The sequence below is a fragment of the Pseudomonas sp. LW8 genome (assembly GCF_041956865.1).
Classification (GTDB): domain Bacteria; phylum Pseudomonadota; class Gammaproteobacteria; order Pseudomonadales; family Pseudomonadaceae; genus Aquipseudomonas; species Aquipseudomonas siliginis.
In genome coordinates this window covers 2,391,650-2,412,453 of record NZ_CP168138.1, presented here as the reverse complement: position 1 = coordinate 2,412,453, position 20,804 = coordinate 2,391,650, and the positions used below count along the sequence as shown (strand labels likewise).

Below are 20,804 nucleotides of genomic sequence, written 5' to 3'. Positions count from 1 at the left end.
GCATTCCCACGCGGAGCATGGGAACGATCATCGGATAAGGTCAGGAAGCCAGTTGCGCCAGGTACTCCCACGGATAAATCCCGCGTTGATGCCCGTCGCTGAACACCAGTTGCACACCATAACCCTGCGGGTTGAGTTCGATCAGGCGCACGCGATCATCAACCAGCGGCGTGACACCGCGCAGGCGAAATGCGCGGCATTGCGAGCAAGGGCATTGCCGGCGCAGATCGGCATGCTTGAGCAGCGATTCGCGCCCGTCCGGCCAGCTCAGGTGTAACGTGCGCTCACTCTGCGAGTTGCCCACCGACAGCGGATTCATTGCAGCTGACTCAACGCGATGCGCACGGCTTTGCGCACTTCCGGGTCGCCGTCGTCCTGCGCTGCCTGCAACGCGGCCACGGCGCCGCGATCGTTCAACTCTCCAAGCGCCAGCGCGGCCTCCTTGCGCAGGTTGCTGATGCGGTGGCCGAGAGTGTCGATCAGCGCGTCCAGCGCCGGGACGAAACGCAAGCGGCCAAGGCTGCGAGCGGCGCGCAGGCGCACTTGCCAGTAATCATCGCTCAGCGCTTCGACCAAGGTCGGGCCGGCGTCGCTGTGGCCAACCTTGCCCAGTGTCGTCGCGGCTTCTTCGCGCACTTGCCAGGCGGGGTCGTGCAAAGCCTGGCGCAACGCCGGCAATACTTCGGCGCCACTGGCCAGACCCAGCGCACCTGTCGCGGCGCGGCGCACTTCGGTGTCCGGGTCGTCGCTGGCCAGTTGCGCCAGGGCTGGCAGCGCGTCGAGCTGTTTGAGCCAGCCGAGCACGCCAACCGCTTCGCGCCGAACATGAGCATCGGCATCTTCCAATGCCGCGACAGCAGCCGGCGCGGCCTCGGCAAAGCGCAATTCTCGCAACGCCCGAAATGCGGCTATGCGCACACTGACATCGGCATGTTCGGTCCACGGCAGAATCACGCGCCCCGCCGCTGCAGTCTTGAGCAGGCTCAGGCTTTGCGCCGCTGCCGATTGCACAGCGGGCGACGTATCCGTCAGCGCTTCGCACAAGGCTTGCACGACCGCATCGTCCTCCCACGCTTCAAGCAATCGCGCAGCTTCAGCGCGAACATCCTTGGCAGGATCCTGACGAAGTCGATCAACCAGCCAGAGCAAGCCATCCGGTTCTTCGAGATCGGCCAGATCGATCAGGGCAATGCGCCGCACGCCGGCGTCTTCAGCCGTCAGGCGCGGATGCAGGGCGAGGATGTCTTCGTTGTCGGTCACAGCAAAAATAGAGGTCATAAGGCAAATCGCGGCAAAGGGTTTTCAGGAGGCAGGCCGAGCGGATTGAGGCGCGGCAGCGGTCGGTCGTTGTCGTGGCGCAGCAGGTCGAGGCAGTGGCGCTTGAGGCGAGCGAATTCCGGGCTGGTGACCAGTTCGCTGGTGCGCGGACGCGGAAAGTCCAGAGGCAAGTCTTCGATGATTCGCCCCGGTCGCGCGCTCATTACCAGCAAGCGGTCGGCGAGAAACAACGCCTCGTCGATGTCGTGAGTGACGAAAACCACCGTGGTGCGGATGCGCGTCCAGATGTCCAGCAGCAGTTCCTGCATGCTCAGACGGGTCAGCGCATCCAGCGCGCCGAACGGTTCGTCCATCAGCAACAGTCGCGGGCGATTGACCAGCACCCGGGCGATTTCTACCCGTTGCTGCATGCCCCCAGAGAGCTGATCGGGCCAGCGCTCGGCGAAGCCTTCGAGGCCGACCAGTTTGAGGATGTCGTCAGCGGCTCGATGGCGCTCAGCCTTGCCGACCCCGCGCATTTTCAAGCCGAAGGCGACGTTGTCGCGCACCGTGCGCCACGGGAACAGCGTGTGGTGCTGAAACACCATGCCGCGCTGCGGCGACGGGCCGGTCACCGCGCTGCCGTCGACTTTCAAGCTGCCGGTACTGGCATTCAAGTGTCCGGCCAGGGCGCCGAGCAAGGTCGACTTGCCGCAACCGGAGGGGCCGAGAATGCACACGAACTGGCCGGATTCGATCTGGCAATCGAGGCCCTGCACCGCTTCGAAGGCTTCGCGGCCCTGGCCGAGGACGATGGACAACTGGCGAATGTCGATCCGCCCTGCCGGGGTTTGCATCACGCTCATCAGGCTTTGCCTCGCGGTCGATGCCAAGGCGTGAACAAGCCGCCCAGGCGTTTGATCAGCCAACTGCTGCCCATGCCCAACACGCCGATCAGGAGCATGCCGACGACAATGTCGGCGTAGTTCTGAATGGTGTAGGACTCCCAGGTGTAGTAACCGATGCCGAACTGCCCGGAGATCATTTCCGCCGTCACCAGACAGAACCACGACGTGCCCATGCCGATCGCCAGGCCAGTGATGATGCTCGGCGCAGCGCCCGGCAGGATTACTTCCAGCAGAATCGCCCGACGCCCTGCCCCGAGGCTCTTTGCCGAAGCGATCAGGCGCGGGTCTACAGCTTCAACGCCGTGCACGGTGTTGAGCAGGATCGGGAACAGCGCGCCAGTGAAGGTGATGAAAACCATCGACAACTCCGAGGACGGAAACATCAGGATCGCCAGCGGAATCCACGCCACGGCGGGGATCGGGCGCAGGACCTCCAGTGGTGGCAGCAGAATGTCTTCAGCCCATTTCGAACGGCCGATGGCCAGGCCCAGGGCGATGCCGAGGATCAACGCCGCCACGTAACCGGCGAAGACCCGGCCGAGGCTGCTGCTCAGGTGCTGCCAGAGTTTGCCGGAGTCGCCCAGGCCCAGCGCGGCTTCGATCACCGCCAGTGGCGTCGGCACGTTGGCAAAGGTCACCAGGCCGAGGTTCCAGTGGTGGCTGGCGGCGAGTTGCCAGAAGAGCAGGCAGAGCAGCAGTGAGGCGGCTCTTGATGTCCAGCGCAACGGTGTTTTCATAGTCCGGTTTCCAGTTCGGGTTCTGTGTGATGGCTGAGATTTACCCCCTCACCCCAGCCCTCTCCCCCAGGGGGGCGAGGGGGAAAGGGAGCCGATTTGCGTGCTTTTCACGACCTGAGTTCGACTCGGTACTAAACGTCGGCGTATCTCACCAACAACTCGGTCAGTCCCCTCTCCCTCCGGGAGAGGGTTAGGGTGAGGGGCTTTTGATCTTCAGCGCTTGCAGACCTGAGTTCGACTCGGTACTTCACGTCGGCGTATCTCTCACCAACAACTCGGTCAGTCCCCTCTCCCTCCGGGAGAGGGTTAGGGTGAGGGGCTTTTGATCTCAGCGCTTGCAGACCTCAGTTCGACTCGGTACTTCATGTCGGCGTATCTCTCACCAACAACTCGGTCAGTCCCCTCTCCCTTTGGGAGAGGGTTAGGGTGAGGGGCTTTTGATCTTCAGCGCGCAGCAACAACCTGCGCAGTCGCATCGCTGAAGTCGAACACCTTGCCACCCTGCGCCGCAGCGTATTGCTGGGCCTGGCCCTTGAGCAGAAATGCGCTGAGGCGACCCTTGGCATCGCTGGCAAACCACGCTTGTTCGGCGAGCAACTTGATCCCGCTGTCACTGGCCTGCGCATACACCGCACGAATGTTCTTGCCCTCCTGCTTCAACCCCGCCAGCGCGGTGAACGCCGCTTCAGCCGAGCCGTAACGGCGGACTTTTTCCTCACCGCGCACCCAGATTTCCGCGACATGGCTGACGTCGGTGATGGCTTTGCCCGTCGCCGCATCCACACCCGGCAATGGCGTCTGCGCGTAGTTGGCCAGTTGCGCGGTGTAATCGAGGTTCGCAGCCTTGAAGGCGGCGCGGATGTACTGGTCGTCGATGAAGCTGTTCAGGTCGAGCCCGCGATCGGCTTTCTTCAGCAGCTTCAAGGTATCGATGGCGGTACCGACAGCCTGGCGGTATTCAGGTTTCCAGCTCAGGTCGCGGGTCTGTACGCCGAGCGGGCCGTGAAACAGGTAGTTGACCTCGGCATCGACGCCGGTGACTTTGGCGATCAGTTCGCTGTACTTCTCGGGTTCGGCGGCGAGCAGTTGGTTGGCTTCGATGCTCGCGCGCAAATAGGCGACGACGATTTCCGGGTACTTCCTGGCGTAGGCCTGATCCACCAGTGCGCCATGGAAAGTCGGCGCGTTGGCCTGGGCGCCGTCATAGATCTTGCGGGCGAAACCACGGCTCGGGAACAGCTCGGCGAACGGCACGAAATCGGCGTGGGCTTCGATCTTCCCGGCCTGCAATGCCGAGCCGGCGACTTCCGGTGGCTGGGCGATGATGTTGACATCCTTGAGGGGGTCCCAGCCCTGCTCTGCCACGGCACGCAGCAACATGCCGTGAGCCGTCGAGGCGAACGGCACCGAAATGGTCTTGCCCTTGAGTTCGCTGAGGCTCTGCACCGAAGAAGCGCTGGGCACGACGATGCCATTGCCGCTGCCCTTGATACTGCCCGACAGCACGCTGATGAACAGGCTGTGCTTGCCCGCCGTTTCGAACGCCACACCATTGAACGCACCGGGGAAATCGGCCATGGCGCCAAAGTCGAGTTTGCCGGCGACCATCTCGTTGGTCAGCGGCGCGCCACTGGTGAAATTCTTCCACTGCACGTCGTACTTCGCGTCTTTGTAGGCGCCATCGTGGGGCAGGTATTTTTCCAGCAGACCGAGTTCACGGATCAACAGGCCACCGGCGGCGCAGTTGATGGTGGTGTCCTGAGTGCCGATGGCGATGCGGATGGTTTCGGCCGAGGCCGACAAGGTGAATGAAGCCAGTACCAGACCGGCAAGTGCTGCACGCAACATGAGTGTTTCCCCTCGAATCATTTGTTTGAAGTTCGTCTCCGCCGCGATCGGGGCGCGGTGGGAAACGAGGGGTGTTTTGCACTTCAGCGTCCGGGGTTCACCGGATGGCTATTGGATAATCACACTTGCAATGTGGGAGCGAGCCTGCTCGCGAAGGCGGCGGGTCAGCACCATCATTGTTGAATGAACGATTGCTTTCGCGAGCAGGCTCGCTCCCACAGTGGATTTGGGGTCAACGCAATAAATAGGGGATGTCGACTTTGACGGCCCCCGTCGGGCAATCCTTCTCGCACGGCATGCAGTACCAGCATTCATCGAACGCCATGTAGGCCTTTTGCGTGGCCGGGTTGATCGCCAGCAGGTCCATCGGGCAGACGTCGACGCACACGGTGCAGCCCTTTTCGGCGATGCATTTGTCCTCGTCCACGGTGACCGGGGCGTTGGAGCGGAAGAAGATTTCCTGAGCTTGATAAGCCATGGTTCGGACTCTCTTTCTAGTGATGCATCAAGCGGCGAAGGCGCCGACCCGCAGGCGGTCATAGGCCTGCATTTCTTCGGCATCGAGCGGGATGATGTAAGGCTCGACGGCTTTCTTGAAACTGGTCATGCGCCCGTCCTCGCCCTTCTTCAGATGGCAATGGCAGAACCACTCGGCGTCGTTGCGTTGCGGATGATCGACGCGATAGTGGTACAGGCCCCAGCGGCTTTCGGCGCGGAACAACGAAGCGCGGGCGGCCATTTCGGCGCAATCGCGGATCACGCTGGTTTCCATCGCTCGCATCAGTTCGTGAGCGTTGTTGGCTTTCATCTGCTCGAGATCGTGCTCGATGTCGCTGAAACGCTGCAGGCCGATCTGCATCTTCTTGGTCACTTTCGGCGGTTGCAGGTAGTCGTTGACGAAGCGGCGCAGCTTGTATTCCACCTGCGCCGGTGGCAGGCCGTGTTCGCGGTCGAGCGGCGCGTAGACCCGGGCTTTTTCCTTGGCGATCTGCTCGCTGTCCAGTGCGGAAAACTCGCGGCCGGCGACGAACTCCGCCGCGTTGTGCCCGGCGAACCAGCCGTAAGTGAACGCGCCAAGCATGTAATTGTGCGGCACCGCAGCCATGTCGCCGGCCGAATACAAGCCTTTCACTGAAGTCTCGGCACGCTCATTGACCCACACACCGGACGCCGAGTGGCCGCTACAAAAGCCGATTTCCGAAATGTGCATTTCAACCATCTGCGTGCGGTAGTCGGTGCCACGGTTGGCGTGGAACTGGCCACGGCTCGGGCGCTCATTGCTGTGCAGGATTTCCTCGATGTTCTGGATGGTTTCTTCGGCCAGGTGATCGAGTTTGAGGAACACCGGACCGTTGCCGCTCTCCAGTTCCTGATGGAATTCCCACATCATCTGCCCGCTCCAGTAGTCACACTCGATGAAGCGTTCGCCCTTGTTGTTGGCGGTGTAGCCACCCAGCGGGCCGGTGACGTAGGCGCAGGCCGGGCCGTTGTAGTCCTTGATCAACGGGTTGATCTGAAAGCACTCGAGATTGGCCAGTTCGGCGCCGGCGTGATAGGCCATCGCGTAGCCGTCGCCCGCATTGGTCGGGTTTTCGTAGGTGCCCATCAGGTAGCCCGACGACGGCAGGCCGAGGCGCCCGGCCGCGCCGCAGGCGAGAACCACTGCTTTGGCCTTGATCACATGGAAGTCGGCGGTGCGGCAATCGAAGCCCATCACTCCGTTGACCGCGCCCTCCTCGTCGGTCAACAAACGCGTGCAGACCAGGCGATTGGTGATGCTCACCCGCGCACGTTTCAACTGCCGATACAGGACTTTCTTGATGTCGTGCCCTTCCGGCATCGGCAGCACATAGGCGCCCATGTGGTGGACCTTTTTTACCGCGTAGTCACCGGTCTCGTCCTTCTCGAACTTCACGCCCCAGCGGTCGAGTTGTTCGATGGTTTCAAAACTGTGCGTCGCATAGGCGTAGACCGCCGCCTGATTGACGATGCCGTCATTGGCGATGGTGATTTCCTTGGTGTACTGCTCCGGTGTCGAGTGGCCGGGAATGATCGCGTTGTTCAGGCCGTCCATGCCCATGCTGATCGCGCCGCTGCGCTTGACGTTGGCCTTGTCGACCAGCAAAACGCGCAAATCGCGGTTCTTCTCTTTGGCCTTGATCGCCGCCATCGGCCCGGCCGTGCCGCCGCCAATCACGACGATGTCGTATTCCTGTTCTAGAACGTTGCGGGTCATGCCTGCTCCCCTTTTTGCCGGTCGATCCGCAGGCGGTACTGGAACGCATCGCCACGGTAATAAAGGTGTTCGAAGTCCAGCGGCTGGCCGTGGGCATCGTGGGTCAGGCGCTCGATGCGCATGATCGGCGAGCCCGCTTCGACGCTGAGTGCCTGGGTCAGGTCGCTGTCGGCCAGCACCGCATCGATGGCCAGATCGGCGTGGCCGAGGGCGATGCCGCAGTCGTTTTCCAGAATCAGAAAGATGTCGCGGGTGACCAGATCGGCCTTCTCCAGCCGCTCGCCGACGGCTTTGGGCAGGTAGGTGATTTCCAACGAGATCGGCTCCCGGTTGATCAGGCGCACGCGTTTGATCTGCGCGACGATTTCACCCTCGGCGAGCTGCAGCCGCTCGGCCACACGCTTGTCGGCCGGAATGAATTTGAAACTGCGCAGGCGGTTGATCACTTCATAACCGCGCCCGGTCATCGACTCGGCGAGGCCTTGCAGGCTGCTGACGTTCTGAAAGGTTTTCGGCTTGGCGACGAAGGTGCCCTTGCCATGGATTTTGAAGATCAGCCCTTCTTTCTGCAGATCGCCCAAGGCCTGGCGCACGGTGATGCGGCTGACTTTGAACAGCGCACCCAGCTCGCTTTCGGAAGGCATTTGACTGTCTTGCGGGTATTCACCGTCGAGAATCCGCGCACGCAGGACGTCGCGCAGTTGGGTGTGCAGCGGAACGCTACTGAGGGAGAGAACGTTATCGGTCATCGTCGGATCACTTGTTATAACGAGTTATGACGTGATCTTAGAGACGTTATGACGAGGTTGAGAAATACTGTTTGGGCATAACCTTAGATGCGTGTTGCGCCGGCAAAACCTGTGGGAGCGAGCCTGCTCGCGAAAGCGGTGTGTCAGTCACCCAAGATACTGACTGACAGAATGCTTTCGCGAGCAGGCTCGCTCCCACAGGGGATCGTAAGCTATTCAGCGTTTGAGTATCCGGTCCATGACCCAGTCGGTCTTGACGGCTTGCTCGGCCACGGCGGGATGCTGTGAATCACCACGAATATGCGCATTCATCCCCAGCACGTGATGCCACTGGATATGCTCGTGATGGGCGATTTCCAGGCTGATCTGCTCATCGGCAAACAGCTGCACCGGATGCTCGTCAAACACCGAAAAACCGATCCGCCCTTTGCTGCCGATAATCTCGACGCGATCCTCACGGCGATCCGCAACAAAGTTCCAGCAGCCCGTGCCCAACGCCCCGGAGGCGAATCGCCAAGTGGCGCTGACCGCATCTTCAGCCGCGTACAAACCTGCCTGACGCGCAGTGAAACCGGCGACTTCAACGATGTCGCCAAGCAGATACTGGAACAGGTCCAGGCCATGGCTGGCCAGGTCGGCAAAGTAGCCGCCGCCAGCCACCGCAGGGTCGGTGCGCCAATTATCGCGACCCTCAAGATCAGCCGGCGACGGCGCTTTGGTCAGTGTCCAGCTCAGATGGCGGACATCGCCGATGCGCCCCTCCTCCAGCCATTGCCGCACCTGAGCGAAGCGCGGCAGCGAGCGGCGGTAATAGGAGACGAACAAGTGCAGACCGGCAGCGGCAAACGCTTGCTGCATCTCGCGGCTTTGCCCGGCGTTGAGTGCCATGGGCTTTTCCACGCAGCAATGCTTGCCGGCAGCGGCGACTTTCAGGCTGTAGGCGTGGTGGCTGTCGGGCGGCGTGGCGATGTACACCGCGTCGACTTCGGGATCGTTGATCAGCGCGTCGACGTCGGTATAAACGCGGCTGATGCTGTGGCGCGCGGCGTAGTCGGTCACCGCTTCGAGGCGTCGGCCCATCACCGCGACCAGTGCCGAACCGGGCGCCTTGTAAAAGGCCGGCCCGCTCTTGCGTTCAGCGACACTGCCGCAACCGATCATGCCCCAGCGCACCACGTTCATATGCAGTCCTCAGCCGATGCGCAACGCGCGCAGATCAAGGCGTCCGTCCTTGAGCGGCGGGCACCAGTAGTAGCCGCCGGTGATTGGCCGGCTGATCTGGTACAAGCCATCGGCAATACCGTCTTCCAGACCGCTCATACGGCGCAGCTGCGCTTCGAAGGCATCGAGGGAGAAACCGAAAGCGAGGAACATCAAACCGGCACGATCGCCTTCGATCCACGGCATCGAGCGGCGCACGACGAACGCTTCCGGCGCAAAGCTTTCCTGCGCGGTGCGTTTCACGTGGGCGGAGATCGGCGCGTCGTCGATTTCTTCGTTATCGCTCAAGCGACGCCCCATGATGTCGTCCTTGGCCCCAGCAGAGAGGCGGTGAAAACCCTTGAGATCGTGCTGCCACTGCTGGATCGCGGCGAAGCTGCCACCGACCAGCCCGTCCGCGCCACTGCTCAGCAGCGCGGCGGCGACAGCGGCGTCATCGTGGGGGTTTTCCGTGCCGTCTTCGTAACCGGTGAGGTCGTGGCCCTCCATGTGGCGGAAGGCTTCCTGCATCTCGACCAGACGCAAGGCCGGGGCCAGCGCGGCTTCGATAGCGTTGCAGCGGTTGAGCAGTTCACCCCGGTCGACACCGTGCAGCCAGATCCACAGGGCATGCTGGGTCGACGGGTTATTCACGCCAACTCCGGTCAGCGCCGGGAAGCTGCGCAGGCCAGCGATTTCGACATTCAGCGCCTTGGTCAACGACTCACCAAAGCCAACCACCGCCGACTTGCCATCCACCAGCATCAGCAGGTTGTCGATCGCTTGCGGCAAGGCTTCAACCGACGCCAGGGCGAAAAACAGATGACGTGCTTGCGCAGGAACAGGGGTAGCGAGAATGCCCGGCTGGTAGTAACTCATGTGAACTCCTTGAAAAAGTGCGCGGAGTTTACCTGTAGCCGGATCTTTTGTGTGGGTGGCGAGAGCGTCGTCGTTCAGCGTTCACCGCCTTCGATCAACGCCTTCAAAGCCAGCGCATCGGCGGTGGCGGCACCGCTGGCGGTGTTGTCGAAGATGCACCAGATGTCTCTGCCGTCGGCCTTCGCGCGCTGCAGGTTCTGAGCAAGCTGTTGCAGATAAGCCGCTTCATAAGCGCTGTGATAAATCCGTGGCGAGCCGTGCAGGCGCCAATACTGCAGGCCTTGCCAGCCACCCGGCGCGGTGTCGCTGCTGATCCGCGATGGATCGACCACCGCTTGGGCGATTTGCAGATCGACCAGCATCGCCTCAGCGCCAGTCCACGATTCGTGTCGCGGTTCCAGCACCACACTGCCTTTGAACCGCTCGCGCAGGGCACGAAAAAACGCCTCGGCGACCGGCGCATCGAACGCAAGTTTCGGTGGCAGTTGCACCAGCAGGCAACCGAGTCGATCTCCCAAGCCCTGGCACTGTCCGAGAAACTCATCGAGCGCGGCCGCGCTGTCCGCCAGTCGCTGTTCATGGGTAATGAGCTTCGGCACTTTCACGGCGAAGCGAAAGTCCGGCGCTACCGAGTCGGCCCAGCGCTCGTAGGTCTGACGGCGATGCGGGCGGTAGAACGAGCTGTTGATTTCCACACAGTTGAAGCGCGCGGCGTAGCGTTGCAGGTGCGTGCCTTCGGCGGGGAATGCCGGCCAGTGCTCGCGGCCGAGACTCCAGCCGGCGCAACCGATAAAGATCGCTGGCTCGTTCAAGCGCCCACCGTCATTTTTTCCCGGGCAACACGGCGCCGAGCACCTGCTTGGCGGTCTGCACAATCACCCCGGCTTCATCCGGATCACCCTTGAGCAGTGTCGTGGCGAACTTCTTCGCTTGCTCAAGCTTGATGTGCGGCGGCAGCGGCGGCACGTTCGGGTCGGTTTTGAACTCGATCAGCACCGGCACTTCCGAGGCGAGTGCCTGTTCCCACGCAGCGGCGACCTCTTCTTCACGATCAACAAAAATGCCCTTGAGGCCAATGGAGATCGCGAACAGGTGATACGGCACATCGGGAATGCTCTGCGACGCTTCGAACTTCGGATCGCCCTCCATCACCCGCTGCTCCCAGGTAACCTGGTTGAGATCCTCGTTGTTGAACACCGCGCAGATCCATTTCGGGCTCTGCCATTGCCGCCAGTATTTGGCGACGGTGATCAGCTCGGCCATGTTGTTCATCTGCATCGCGCCATCGCCGACCAGGGCAATGACCGGGCGTTCCGGGTAGGCAAATTTCGCCGCGATCGCATACGGCACCGCCGCGCCCATCGAGGCCAGACCACCGGACAACGAGCATTTCATGCCGCGACGGATTTTCAGGTCACGGGCGAACCAGTTGGCGCAAGAGCCGGAATCGCTGGTGATGATTGCCTGCTCAGGCAAGCGCGGTGACAACTCGTAGACCACTCGTTGCGGGTTGACCGGATCGGCTTTGGCCATGGCGCGTTTTTCCAGGGTTTTCTCCCAGCTGCTGCGCCAGCCTTCGATCTTCTTGCGCCATTTGTTCGAGGTTTTCTGTTCCAGCAATGGCAGCAACGCGGCAAGAGTTTCCGCTGAATCACCGACCAGATTGACCTCCATCGGATAACGCAGGCTGAGCATGTCCGGCTGCAGATCGATTTGAACCCCGCGCGCCTGGCCTTCCTTGGGCAGAAACTCGGAATACGGGAAGCCCGAACCGATCATCAGCAAGGTGTCGCATTCGCTCATCAGCTTGTAGCTGGGCTCGGTGCCAAGCAGGCCGATGCTGCCGGTCACCCACTGCAAGTCATCGGGGAGTGCCGCTTTGCCGAGCAGAGCCTTGGCGACACCGGCGCCAAGTTTTTCCGCCACGGCGATGACCAGATCGGTCGCCTCCAGCGCGCCGGCACCGACCAGAATCGCGACTTTCTCGCCGCTGTTCAGCACCTCGGCGGCGCGTTGCAGATCGGCTGCATAAGGAACGACTTTCGGCTTGCTGTATCCGACGCCGGAATGCGCGGTGCCATGGGCGCGCGCCGGTTGTTCGTAAGGCAGATCCTGCAAGTCATTGGGCAGAATCAGCGCGGTGACGCGGCGCTCGCCGACGGCGGTACGCACGGCGCGATCAAGCAGATGACGCACTTGCGATGGTGCCGAAGCCTGCTGCACAAAAGCCCCGGCGACGTCTTTGAACATCGACACCAGATCCAGCTCCTGCTGGTAGTGACTGCCCAGCGCCGTACGCGCCTGCTGACCGACAATGGCCAGCACCGGCATGTGGTCCATGCGCGCATCGTAGAGGCCGGTGATCAGGTGCGAAGCGCCGGGACCGGAGGTGGCGATGCAGACGCCCAGCTCGCCGGTGAACTTGGCGTGGGCCGAGGCCATGAACGCAGCCATTTCCTCGTGCCGTGCCTGAACGAATTCGATCTTGCCTTTGGCCCGGCTCATGGCGCCGAACACGCCGTTGATGCCATCCCCCGGATAACCAAAAATCCGCGTGACGCCCCATTCGCTGAGCCGCTCAACCAGAAAATCACCTACTGTCATCGTCATCTCGACCCTCGCCATTTACCGCTGCATGGACATGTAAGGGTCTGGACAGCCCGGTGCGCGATGAAGTTTCGCTGGATTGTCCGGGCATGAACTTAGGCGCCGTGTTTGCGCGGCAATGATTTTTTGAGGCGTGCGCCCTGCTCTGTGGTCGATTGAGAAATGATCGAAGGAGGATGGGCCATGACTGAAGTACAAACCCTGCTGCTTCAACGCAATGACTGGGTGCCGAACAATCCGCGTCTGCCAGTGCTGATCTACCGCAGCGCGATTGCCGTTGAAGGCGACGATCCGGCGGCGCGCTTCGAGCAGACCTTCGGCGCCAATGGCTGGCCGGCGCAATGGCGCTACGGCATTTATGACTATCACCACTATCACACTGAAGGCCACGAAGTGCTTGGCGTGGCGGCCGGTCAGGCGCGGTTGATGTTGGGCGGGCCTGACGGCCAAGTCGTCGACGTCAGCGCCGGGGATGTGTTGTTGCTGCCGGCCGGAACCGGGCACTGCAATCTGGGATCGAGTGAGGATCTTCTGGTGGTGGGTGCTTATCCGCCGGGGCAGCAGGCGGACATTTGCCGGGCCGCGCCGAGTGATGCGCAGTTGGCGCAGATCGCGGGGCTGGCGTTTCCTGAGACAGATCCGGTGCAGGGAGTCGGGGGTGCCGTTGGGCGGTATTGGAGCCATTAGGCGCGGCGACCCTGCCGACGCTTTCGCGAGCAGGCTCGCTCCCACAATGAATACGGGTGAACCCTGTTTCTCTGTCCAATACATACCCTGTGGGAGCGAGCCTGCTCGCGAAGGCGGCAGATCGGTTTACATCATTCAATATGAATAACCGCACTCACCGCTGGCACCCGCCGGAAATTTTCCCTACGGTGTCTACCTGTTCTCTCCCAGCATCGACGAGGTCCGTTTCATGAGCAATGCGTCTTACGTTCCGCCCAAGGTCTGGAAACACGAAGCCCCGTCCGGCGGCCACTTCGCCAGCATCAACCGGCCGATCGCCGGGCCGACCCACGACAAGGAACTGCCGGTCGGCAAGCATCCGTTGCAGCTGTATTCGCTGGCCACGCCCAACGGCGTCAAGGTCACCATCATGCTCGAAGAGTTGCTCGCACTTGGCCACAGCGAGGCCGAATACGATGCGTGGCTGATCCGCATTGGCGAGGGCGATCAGTTCTCCAGCGGTTTTGTCGAGGTCAACCCGAACTCGAAAATCCCGGCGCTGCTGGATCGCAGCGTCGAGCCGCCGATCCGGGTGTTCGAGTCCGGTTCGATCCTGCTGTATCTCGCGGAAAAGTTCGGCGCCTTGCTGCCCAAGGATCCGGCCGGTCGCACCGAAACCCTCAACTGGCTGTTCTGGCAAATGGGCTCGGCGCCGTACCTGGGCGGCGGTTTCGGGCACTTCTACGCGTATGCGCCGGAGAAGCTCGAATATCCGATCAACCGCTTCACCATGGAAGCCAAACGGCAGCTGGATGTGCTCAACCGCCGTCTCGCCGACAACGCCTATCTGGCCGGCGACGATTACACCATCGCCGACATTGCCGTGTGGCCCTGGTACGGGCAACTGGTACGCAACAACGTTTACTCGGCGGCGGAATTTCTCGCCGCGCACGAGTACACCCATGTGCAGCGCTGGGCGGAAGAAATCGCCAAGCGGCCAGCGGTCATCCGTGGGCAGCGAGTGAATCGCACCTGGGGTGATGAAGACAGTCAGGTACCGGAGCGGCATGAGGCGAAGGATCTGGACTGATTTCAAAAAAACCGCATAACCCTGTGGGAGTGCCTGCTCGCGAAAGCGTCGTATCAGACAACGCATCTGTTGAATGACACACCGCCTTCGCGAGCAGGCCCGCTCCCACATTTGCCTGCGGAGGCCATCAAATCCAATTGTGAAAAAATCATTAACTAACTGACTCGTACGGGTTTATTCCCCCGGAAACTTCCGACATACTAATGCGAATAATTCTTACATTCACTCGCATTAGTTTCGTTTGGGTAAATCTTGGGGAAGCAGATAGATGTCGTTTCACACCATTCACCGCCGCTCGAACCTTTCACCTAACCTCCTCGCACTCGCCATCGGCATGGCCAGCATCGCTCCTGCGTTGGCTGAAGAAACCGCAGCCACTGCGCCAGCCAATGGCCCGCTGGAACTGCAAGCGACCGAAATCGGCGCTACGCAGATGAGCAGCACCACCGAAGACACGCAGTCCTACACCACCGGCCCGATGCAGACCGCGACCAAGCTGTCGCTGACCATGCGCGAAACGCCGCAGGCGGTGACGGTAATCACTCGTCAGCGCATGGACGACCAGAACATGACCAGCGTCAACGACGTGGTGCGCGGTACGCCGGGGCTGTTCCTCAGCGAGGCCAGCGGCCCGGGCCGGCAGACTTACAAGGCGCGCGGTTTCGACATCGACAACATCATGTACGACGGCCTGCCCAGCTCGTATTCGCCGTACACCCTGGCGGTGCAACCGAACCTGGCGATGTTCGACCGGGTGGAAATCGTCCGTGGCGCGACCGGCCTGGTGACCGGTGCCGGCAACCCGTCGGCGGCGATCAACATGGTGCGCAAGCGTCCAACCGCCGATCAGCGCGTAACCCTCACCGGCGCCGCCGGCAGCTGGGATGACTACCGTGGCGAAGTCGATGCCTCCAGCCCGCTGAACGACAGCGGCACCCTGCGTGGCCGGGTGGTGACGTCGTATCAGGGCGCGGACAGTTTTCGCGACAAGGAAGAAAACGATCACGGCCTGTTCTACGCCATCGGTGAAGCCGACCTGAGTGACAGCACCACCGCGACCCTCGGTTTCTCCCGGCAGAACGACCAGACCAACTATTTCTGGGGCGGCCTGCCGATCGGCGAAAACGGCCACCACCTCGACCTGCCCCGCTCCACCTACCCGGGCACCGATTGGGAAAACCGCAAGCTGCAGGTCGACACCGTGTTCGGTGAAGTCGAACACCGTTTCGCCAATGACTGGAAACTGCACCTCGGCGGCTCGACTTCGACAACCGAAGGCGAATTCTCCGGCACGTACCTGTCGCGCTACGACGGCCCGCTGGAAACCACCGCCTACCAATCGCACCACACCGACAAGCAACGCGCCTTTGATGGTTTCGCCAGCGGCCCGTTCGAAGCCTTCGGCCGCACCCACGAATTGGTAGTCGGCGCCAGCAATCGCGTGTACGACGCCACCACCAAGGAATACGCGCCCTACGACACCGGCCTGCCGATCGCCGCGCCCAAGCCGGACTTCGTCCGTAGCGGCAAGTCGCGCAACGTCACCACCCAGGACGCGGTTTACCTGACCACGCGCTTGAGCCTGGCCGACCCGCTGACGCTGATCCTCGGCAGTCGTCTGGACTGGTATGACTACGACGATCGCAGTGCCGACGGTGACTTCAAGGTCACGCGCAACCTGACCCGTTACGCCGGCCTGATCTACAAACTCGACGACCATCACTCGGTCTACGCGAGCTACACCGACATCTTCACCCCGCAAACCCAGAAGGACCTCGGCGGCAAAGTGCTCGAGCCGATCGTCGGTGAAAACTACGAAGTCGGTATCAAGGGCGAATATTTCGACGGCGCGCTGAACGGCAGCGTGGCGGTGTTCCAGATGGACCAGACCAACCGCGCCACCCAGGCGGCGACCCAGCTCGGCTGCCCGGAACTGACCTGCTACGAAACCTCCGGCAAGGTTCGCGCCCAAGGCGTGGACATGGAACTGCAAGGTGCGCTGACCGAGCAATGGCAAGTCGGCGCCGGCTACACCTACACCCGCGCCCACTACATCAAGGACGAAAACCCGGCCAACGATAACCAGAAATTCGACACCGACATGCCCGAGCACCTGTTCAAGGTCTCCACCGTGTACCGCTTCAAAGGCCCGCTGGAAAAACTGCGCGTGGGCGGCAACGTCTACTGGCAGAGCCGCATGTACAACGACATCGCTCTGGCCAACGGCGGCAGCTATCGCCTCGAACAGGGCGGCTACGCGGTCACCGACCTGATGGCCGGTTACGAGGTCAACAAGCACCTCGACCTGCAGGTCAACGCCAACAACATCTTTGACCGCAAGTACTATTCCTCCATCGGCACCGACGTGACCTGGGGCTCGACCGATAACTACGGCACCCCGCGCAGCTACATGATGACCGCCAAGTACAAGTTCTGAGGCGATAGCGCTCAGCAAGCACCGCACAGGGCGTCGGGAGTTTTCCCGGCGCCCTTTTTTGCAGGTTCATTAGGCATGGCCGGCAATTACCGATAGTCTCTGGCGACACTTTCGCGAAGCGCCGGCCATGCCCCAGACAGATTTCTCCTCCGACCTCCAGGCCATCGGCAGCATCGACGCTGTGCCGGTGATCCTGAGCATGGTCAAGCATACGACCGGCATGCGGTTCGCCGCTGTAGCGCGGGTCACCGAGAGCAAGTGGATCGCTTGCGCCGTGGATGACTCGATAGACTTCGGCCTGTTGCCCGGCGGCGAACTGGTACTGGAATCGACGATTTGTCATGAGATCCGTCAGCACCATCAGCCGGTGATCTTCGGCCATGCCAGCCAGCACCCGGTTTTCTCCACGCACCACACGCCGAAAACCTATGGTCTGGAAAGCTACATTTCGATTCCGATCATCAAGGCCAATGGCGAGTTTTTCGGCACACTCTGCGCCATTGATTCGGTTCCGGCGAACCTCGACGACCCGGCCATCGAAAAGACCCTCACCCTCTTCGCCCAGCTGATTGCAATGAGCCTGGATACCCAGGGCCATTTGCACGCGACCAAAACCGCACTGGCCGATGCCAACGAATTGGGCCGTCTGCGCGAGCAGTTCATCGCCGTACTGGGCCATGACTTGCGCACGCCACTCAGTGCCATTCGCATGAGTGCCGACCTGCTGCAAAGCAAAGCCGAAGACAAGCGCTCGCGCACGCTGCTATCGGCGATCCGTACCAGCTCGGTGCGCATGGGCGTGCTGATCGAAAACATCCTCGACTTCGCCCGGGGTCGGCTCGGCAGTGGCATCCCGGTGCAGCGCAAACTTGTCGATGACTTGCAGCAGACGCTGCGCCAGACCCTGGAAGAAATCCAGGTGGCGTACCCGCAGGCGAATTTTATTGATTCGCTTGAGGTGCCGACCGGGGTCTATTGCGACCCGTTGCGCATCAGCCAGTTGTTGTCGAATCTGCTGGGCAACGCCGTGACCCACGGTTCTACGGCCGAACCGATCGTGCTCAAGGCGTTTGCCGAGGGCGATGAGATGGTGATTTCGCTGACCAACCAGGGCGCGCCGATTCCACCCGCGCTGATGCCGCTGCTGTTTGAACCGTTCTCACGTTCCGAAGCCGGTCAGCGCAACGAAGGGCTGGGGCTGGGCTTGTACATTGCCGGGCAAATTGCCAATGCGCACAACGGCACCTTGACCGTGACGTCCGACAGCGAGGCAGGCACCTGTTTCGTGGCGCGCTTCCCTGCCCGCTTCAAATGGGTCTGAGCGCCGTTCTAAGTATTCAGTGGTGTCTGCGGCGTATCCGGATTGAGCTGGCGGCGACGAAACTGCCCCGGTGGCTGGCCATGAATCTGGCGAAAACGTCGAGAGAAATAGGCCTCATCAGCAAATCCACACAGCCGCGCGACCTCGCCCACCGAGCGCGTGCTGTTGAGCAGGAAATTGCGCGCCGCGTGCATGCGCCGCTCCAGCACCAGCTCGGTGAAGGTCTTGCCGATCTCCTTGCGCAGCCAGTGCGTCAGGTAGGTCGGTGACAGATAGGTCGCAGCGGCGACTTTGATCAGGTTGAGATCAGGATCGGCGATGTTCTTCCGCAAGTACTCGAACATTCGGCTCAAGGCGTCGCGACGGCTGTTCTCGGCGGCATTCTCTTCCGCCAGGCGCTTGAGCGGCTCGGCGTAAAGAAAACACACGCTGCCGATCATCTGCAGCAACAAGCCCTTGAGCATTTCCCGTGTGCCGAACTGACGGTTCTCATCAAGGCTGCGCATCTGCTCGATCAGGCCGCAGACCTGAGCGAAATCCTCATCGCCCAAAATGAAATCCAGATGCTCCTGAAAGCGGAACGGCGACAGTTCAGGCGCGAGCAGGATTGACACCTCTTCCAGATCCATCGGGTCGCACTGTAGATGCGGCAAGAGGAACGTCTGGGAAAAATTGATGACGATGAAATTGCTGTCTGCGGGATGCGGAATCACATGCACGCGGTGCGGCAGGATGAACGCCAGAGTGTTGCGCGGGAACGGCCGTTGCACGCTGCCGATGTGCTGCACGGTGTCGCCACCGAGGTTGATCTGGATTTGAAAATACTCATGCCGGTGAGGCGCGGTTTCGGCGCGCCGACCCTTTTTGTCGCGAATGTAGAAATCGGTCAATTCGCTGCGTTGCTGCATGACGTAGGTCGGGATACGGCTGGGTGAAGACATGGGCGGGAGGTCCTCCGGGCAGTGAGGTGGCGCCCGTCATCTTGCAGGGTTGTGCGGTGGGCGGCAACGAGTCATACGATGACGTTGTCTTTTTTGAAAGAAGCCTCACGATGAGCCTGTCCAAAAACCGCATTATCGTAAAAGTAGAGATAGTCGTTATTTTTCAGTTATTTATGCTTTAAACCTGATCTTTATTCTCAAGACAAAGCGTATTTATCTTTTTGGACACGTTCGCCAAATCCACTTTTTTCAAGAAAAAACGTTCTAACCCATCGGTTGATTTAGAACCGTTGTACGACCACTGTAATGACCAACGCAGCCCAACCTCTTTCAAAAACAATCAAAGGTGCGCACGTCATGATCCTGCTATTTCCCCTCGCCGCCCCGCCCGACCTCCCCTTGAAATCAGTCGCAGAAAGACGTTCCTAAACGTCTGAAAACCGCGCTGCAACCCGTTCGATTGCCTTGCCCCACACGTTGCGGGCAACGGCATCGGCTGCTCGAAAAATCTCGACTCTTCTAACAATAACGAGGTCTCCGCATGTCCAACTCCCATTCTTCCAGTGCCACGGTGCCGCCGGTGATAGCCGGCGCACGCGATGCCGTTTCGGCGCAGCGTCTGCCTACCCGGCGGCGCTGGTTCATGCTGTCGTTGCTGCTGATTGCGACGATCATCAATTACATCGACCGGGTGAACATTTCGATTGCCGCGCCGTTCATGGCCAAGGACCTGGGCCTGGACAAGATCGAAATGGGCCTGATCTTTTCCGCCTTCGCCTGGACCTATGCGCTGGCACTGGTGCCGGCCGGCTTCATCGCTGATCGGTTTGGCTCGCGCTTCACCTACGGCGTATCGCTGATCAGTTGGTCGACCGTCACCGTTTGCCAAGGTTTCGCCACGGGATTTGCCTCGCTGTTCGGCCTGCGCCTGGCGGTCGGCGCCATGGAAGCCCCGGCTTTTCCGGCCAACAGCCGCGCCGTGACGGTGTGGTTCCCGGCGCGGGAACGCGGGATGGCCAGCAGCATTTACGTGTGCGGTCAGTACCTCGGCACGGCGCTGTTCACCGGCGCGCTGCTGTGGCTGGCGACCACTTTTGACTGGCGCCACGTGTTCTACAGCACCGGCGCACTCGGCATCGTCTTCGGTGTGCTGTGGCTGTACCTGTATCGCGATCCGCTGAACTGCAAAAAAGTCAGCCAGGAAGAATTGAAGTACATCGAAACCGGCGGCGGCCTGGTCAAGAGCAGCCAGGAGCGCACCCGTTTCAACTGGCGGCAGATCGCCGAGCTGTTCAGCTATCGGCAGATCTGGGCGATCTGCATCGGCAAATTCGCCAGCACCTCGGCGCTGTACTTCTTCCTCACCTGGTTCCCGACCTACCTGATCGAAGAACGCAAACTGACCATGATCAAGGCCGGGATCTTTGCCGTGCTGCCGTTCGTGGGGGCGACGGTGGGGATTCTGCTGGCCGGCATCGTTTCCGACCTGCTGATCCGTCGCGGCTACTCGATGTCGTTTGCGCGCAAGTTGCCGCTGGTGGTCGGTTCAATGCTGGGCATGTCGATCGTGCTGGTGAATTTCACCGATTCCAACCTGATCTGCATCGCCGTGCTGACCATCGCCTTCTTCGCCCAAGGCATCGCGTCCTCGTCGTGGGCGGCGGTGTCGGAAGTGGCGCCGAAAGAGCTGATCGGCCTCACCGGCGGCATTACCAGCCTGGCGGCGAATATCGGCGGCATTGTCACACCGATCGTGATCGGCGCCATCGTTCACGCCACCGGCACCTTCGCCTATGCCTTCTGGTTTATTGGCGGCGTGGCGCTGATCGGCACCCTCTCCTATTCGTTGTTGCTCGGACGTCTGTACCGCATCGAGCTGAAGGTGCGCTGAGGCGAAAAGCCCGGATTTGTCCAAACACAGGCGGCTT

At 61.2% G+C, this 20,804-nt stretch carries 18 protein-coding genes; 5 read left to right on the top strand and 13 right to left on the bottom strand.

Features of this window, described 5'->3' with window-relative positions; translation table 11 throughout:
- Positions 1–40: 40 nt before the first annotated feature.
- The 12 genes from AB9L16_RS10865 to AB9L16_RS10810 all read right to left on the bottom strand — a co-directional run bounded on the left by AB9L16_RS10865 (position 41) and on the right by AB9L16_RS10810 (position 12,424).
- A complete protein-coding gene (locus AB9L16_RS10865) occupies positions 41–319 on the bottom strand; it encodes a DUF971 domain-containing protein (protein WP_095179719.1) in 279 nt (92 codons plus the stop codon).
- Positions 316–1,278, bottom strand: coding sequence for a HEAT repeat domain-containing protein (locus AB9L16_RS10860; RefSeq protein ID WP_323620700.1), 963 nt, complete (start codon positions 1,276–1,278; stop codon positions 316–318). Before AB9L16_RS10860 ends, AB9L16_RS10865 begins: the two co-directional genes overlap by 4 nt.
- Positions 1,275–2,123 carry an ABC transporter ATP-binding protein gene (locus AB9L16_RS10855; protein WP_375123536.1) on the bottom strand — a complete coding sequence of 283 codons (849 nt, stop codon included), beginning with the start codon at positions 2,121–2,123 and terminating at the stop codon, positions 1,275–1,277. The genes AB9L16_RS10860 and AB9L16_RS10855 overlap by 4 nt, the downstream gene beginning before the upstream one ends.
- Positions 2,123–2,902, bottom strand: coding sequence for an ABC transporter permease (locus AB9L16_RS10850; protein WP_375123535.1), 780 nt, complete (start codon positions 2,900–2,902; stop codon positions 2,123–2,125). The genes AB9L16_RS10855 and AB9L16_RS10850 overlap by 1 nt, the downstream gene beginning before the upstream one ends.
- 444 nt (positions 2,903–3,346) lie before the next feature.
- Positions 3,347–4,771: an ABC transporter substrate-binding protein gene (locus AB9L16_RS10845; protein WP_375123534.1), complete on the bottom strand. Its 1,425-nt coding sequence runs from the start codon at positions 4,769–4,771 to the stop codon at positions 3,347–3,349.
- Between the two features lie 211 nt (positions 4,772–4,982).
- Positions 4,983–5,228, bottom strand: coding sequence for a ferredoxin family protein (locus tag AB9L16_RS10840; protein ID WP_003225615.1), 246 nt, complete (start codon positions 5,226–5,228; stop codon positions 4,983–4,985).
- A gap of 27 nt (positions 5,229–5,255) precedes the next feature.
- A complete protein-coding gene (locus AB9L16_RS10835; RefSeq protein ID WP_310219628.1) occupies positions 5,256–6,986 on the bottom strand; it encodes a fumarate reductase/succinate dehydrogenase flavoprotein subunit in 1,731 nt (576 codons plus the stop codon).
- Positions 6,983–7,735, bottom strand: coding sequence for a GntR family transcriptional regulator (locus AB9L16_RS10830; protein ID WP_252885886.1), 753 nt, complete (start codon positions 7,733–7,735; stop codon positions 6,983–6,985). The genes AB9L16_RS10835 and AB9L16_RS10830 overlap by 4 nt, the downstream gene beginning before the upstream one ends.
- Positions 7,736–7,951: 216 nt before the next feature.
- Positions 7,952–8,917 (bottom strand): Gfo/Idh/MocA family oxidoreductase, encoded by a 966-nt coding sequence (locus AB9L16_RS10825; protein ID WP_310219626.1) that lies wholly within the window; start codon positions 8,915–8,917, stop codon positions 7,952–7,954.
- Positions 8,918–8,926: 9 nt separating this feature from the next.
- On the bottom strand, positions 8,927–9,814 hold the full coding sequence (locus AB9L16_RS10820; protein ID WP_310219625.1) for a Dyp-type peroxidase: 888 nt from the start codon (positions 9,812–9,814) through the stop codon (positions 8,927–8,929).
- A 74-nt stretch (positions 9,815–9,888) separates the two neighbouring features.
- A complete protein-coding gene (locus AB9L16_RS10815; RefSeq protein WP_375123533.1) occupies positions 9,889–10,626 on the bottom strand; it encodes a DUF72 domain-containing protein in 738 nt (245 codons plus the stop codon).
- Between the two features lie 10 nt (positions 10,627–10,636).
- Positions 10,637–12,424: a thiamine pyrophosphate-requiring protein gene (locus AB9L16_RS10810; protein ID WP_041478664.1), complete on the bottom strand. Its 1,788-nt coding sequence runs from the start codon at positions 12,422–12,424 to the stop codon at positions 10,637–10,639.
- Between the two features lie 180 nt (positions 12,425–12,604).
- Here AB9L16_RS10810 and AB9L16_RS10805 point away from each other — a divergent pair, with 180 nt between their 5' ends.
- The 4 genes from AB9L16_RS10805 (at position 12,605) to AB9L16_RS10790 (ending at position 17,935) form a co-directional block, all read left to right on the top strand.
- Positions 12,605–13,108, top strand: coding sequence for a cupin (locus AB9L16_RS10805; protein ID WP_252877977.1), 504 nt, complete (start codon positions 12,605–12,607; stop codon positions 13,106–13,108).
- A gap of 229 nt (positions 13,109–13,337) precedes the next feature.
- On the top strand, positions 13,338–14,177 hold the full coding sequence (gene yghU, locus AB9L16_RS10800; protein ID WP_236169021.1) for a glutathione-dependent disulfide-bond oxidoreductase: 840 nt from the start codon (positions 13,338–13,340) through the stop codon (positions 14,175–14,177).
- A 268-nt stretch (positions 14,178–14,445) separates the two neighbouring features.
- Positions 14,446–16,614 (top strand): TonB-dependent siderophore receptor, encoded by a 2,169-nt coding sequence (locus AB9L16_RS10795; RefSeq protein WP_375123532.1) that lies wholly within the window; start codon positions 14,446–14,448, stop codon positions 16,612–16,614.
- Positions 16,615–16,741: 127 nt separating this feature from the next.
- Positions 16,742–17,935 (top strand): GAF domain-containing sensor histidine kinase, encoded by a 1,194-nt coding sequence (locus AB9L16_RS10790; RefSeq protein WP_150742601.1) that lies wholly within the window; start codon positions 16,742–16,744, stop codon positions 17,933–17,935.
- Between the two features lie 8 nt (positions 17,936–17,943).
- Here AB9L16_RS10790 and AB9L16_RS10785 read toward each other — a convergent pair whose 3' ends face one another.
- A complete protein-coding gene (locus AB9L16_RS10785) occupies positions 17,944–18,876 on the bottom strand; it encodes an AraC family transcriptional regulator (protein ID WP_041478660.1) in 933 nt (310 codons plus the stop codon).
- 541 nt (positions 18,877–19,417) lie between these two features.
- Between AB9L16_RS10785 and AB9L16_RS10780 the strand changes: the two genes are divergently transcribed.
- Complete coding sequence (locus AB9L16_RS10780) at positions 19,418–20,767, top strand: MFS transporter (protein WP_056785134.1); 1,350 nt, start codon at positions 19,418–19,420, stop codon at positions 20,765–20,767.
- Positions 20,768–20,804 lie beyond the last annotated feature (37 nt).

Bases quoted from the DNA above. Each gene is read 5' to 3' on its own strand.
- AB9L16_RS10865 (WP_095179719.1), bottom strand. From the start codon at position 319: ATGAATCCGCTGTCGGTGGGCAACTCGCAGAGTGAGCGCACGTTACAC.
- AB9L16_RS10840 (WP_003225615.1), bottom strand. From the start codon at position 5,228: ATGGCTTATCAAGCTCAGGAAATCTTCTTCCGCTCCAACGCCCCGGTC.
- AB9L16_RS10845 (WP_375123534.1), bottom strand. From the start codon at position 4,771: ATGATTCGAGGGGAAACACTCATGTTGCGTGCAGCACTTGCCGGTCTG.
- AB9L16_RS10825 (WP_310219626.1), bottom strand. From the start codon at position 8,917: ATGAACGTGGTGCGCTGGGGCATGATCGGTTGCGGCAGTGTCGCTGAA.
- AB9L16_RS10855 (WP_375123536.1), bottom strand. From the start codon at position 2,123: ATGAGCGTGATGCAAACCCCGGCAGGGCGGATCGACATTCGCCAGTTG.
- AB9L16_RS10805 (WP_252877977.1), top strand. From the start codon at position 12,605: ATGACTGAAGTACAAACCCTGCTGCTTCAACGCAATGACTGGGTGCCG.
- AB9L16_RS10810 (WP_041478664.1), bottom strand. From the start codon at position 12,424: ATGACGATGACAGTAGGTGATTTTCTGGTTGAGCGGCTCAGCGAATGG.
- AB9L16_RS10835 (WP_310219628.1), bottom strand. From the start codon at position 6,986: ATGACCCGCAACGTTCTAGAACAGGAATACGACATCGTCGTGATTGGC.
- AB9L16_RS10785 (WP_041478660.1), bottom strand. From the start codon at position 18,876: ATGTCTTCACCCAGCCGTATCCCGACCTACGTCATGCAGCAACGCAGC.
- AB9L16_RS10830 (WP_252885886.1), bottom strand. From the start codon at position 7,735: ATGACCGATAACGTTCTCTCCCTCAGTAGCGTTCCGCTGCACACCCAA.
- AB9L16_RS10860 (WP_323620700.1), bottom strand. From the start codon at position 1,278: ATGACCTCTATTTTTGCTGTGACCGACAACGAAGACATCCTCGCCCTG.
- yghU (WP_236169021.1), top strand. From the start codon at position 13,338: ATGAGCAATGCGTCTTACGTTCCGCCCAAGGTCTGGAAACACGAAGCC.
- AB9L16_RS10850 (WP_375123535.1), bottom strand. From the start codon at position 2,902: ATGAAAACACCGTTGCGCTGGACATCAAGAGCCGCCTCACTGCTGCTC.
- AB9L16_RS10790 (WP_150742601.1), top strand. From the start codon at position 16,742: ATGCCCCAGACAGATTTCTCCTCCGACCTCCAGGCCATCGGCAGCATC.
- AB9L16_RS10820 (WP_310219625.1), bottom strand. From the start codon at position 9,814: ATGAGTTACTACCAGCCGGGCATTCTCGCTACCCCTGTTCCTGCGCAA.
- AB9L16_RS10780 (WP_056785134.1), top strand. From the start codon at position 19,418: ATGTCCAACTCCCATTCTTCCAGTGCCACGGTGCCGCCGGTGATAGCC.
- AB9L16_RS10795 (WP_375123532.1), top strand. From the start codon at position 14,446: ATGTCGTTTCACACCATTCACCGCCGCTCGAACCTTTCACCTAACCTC.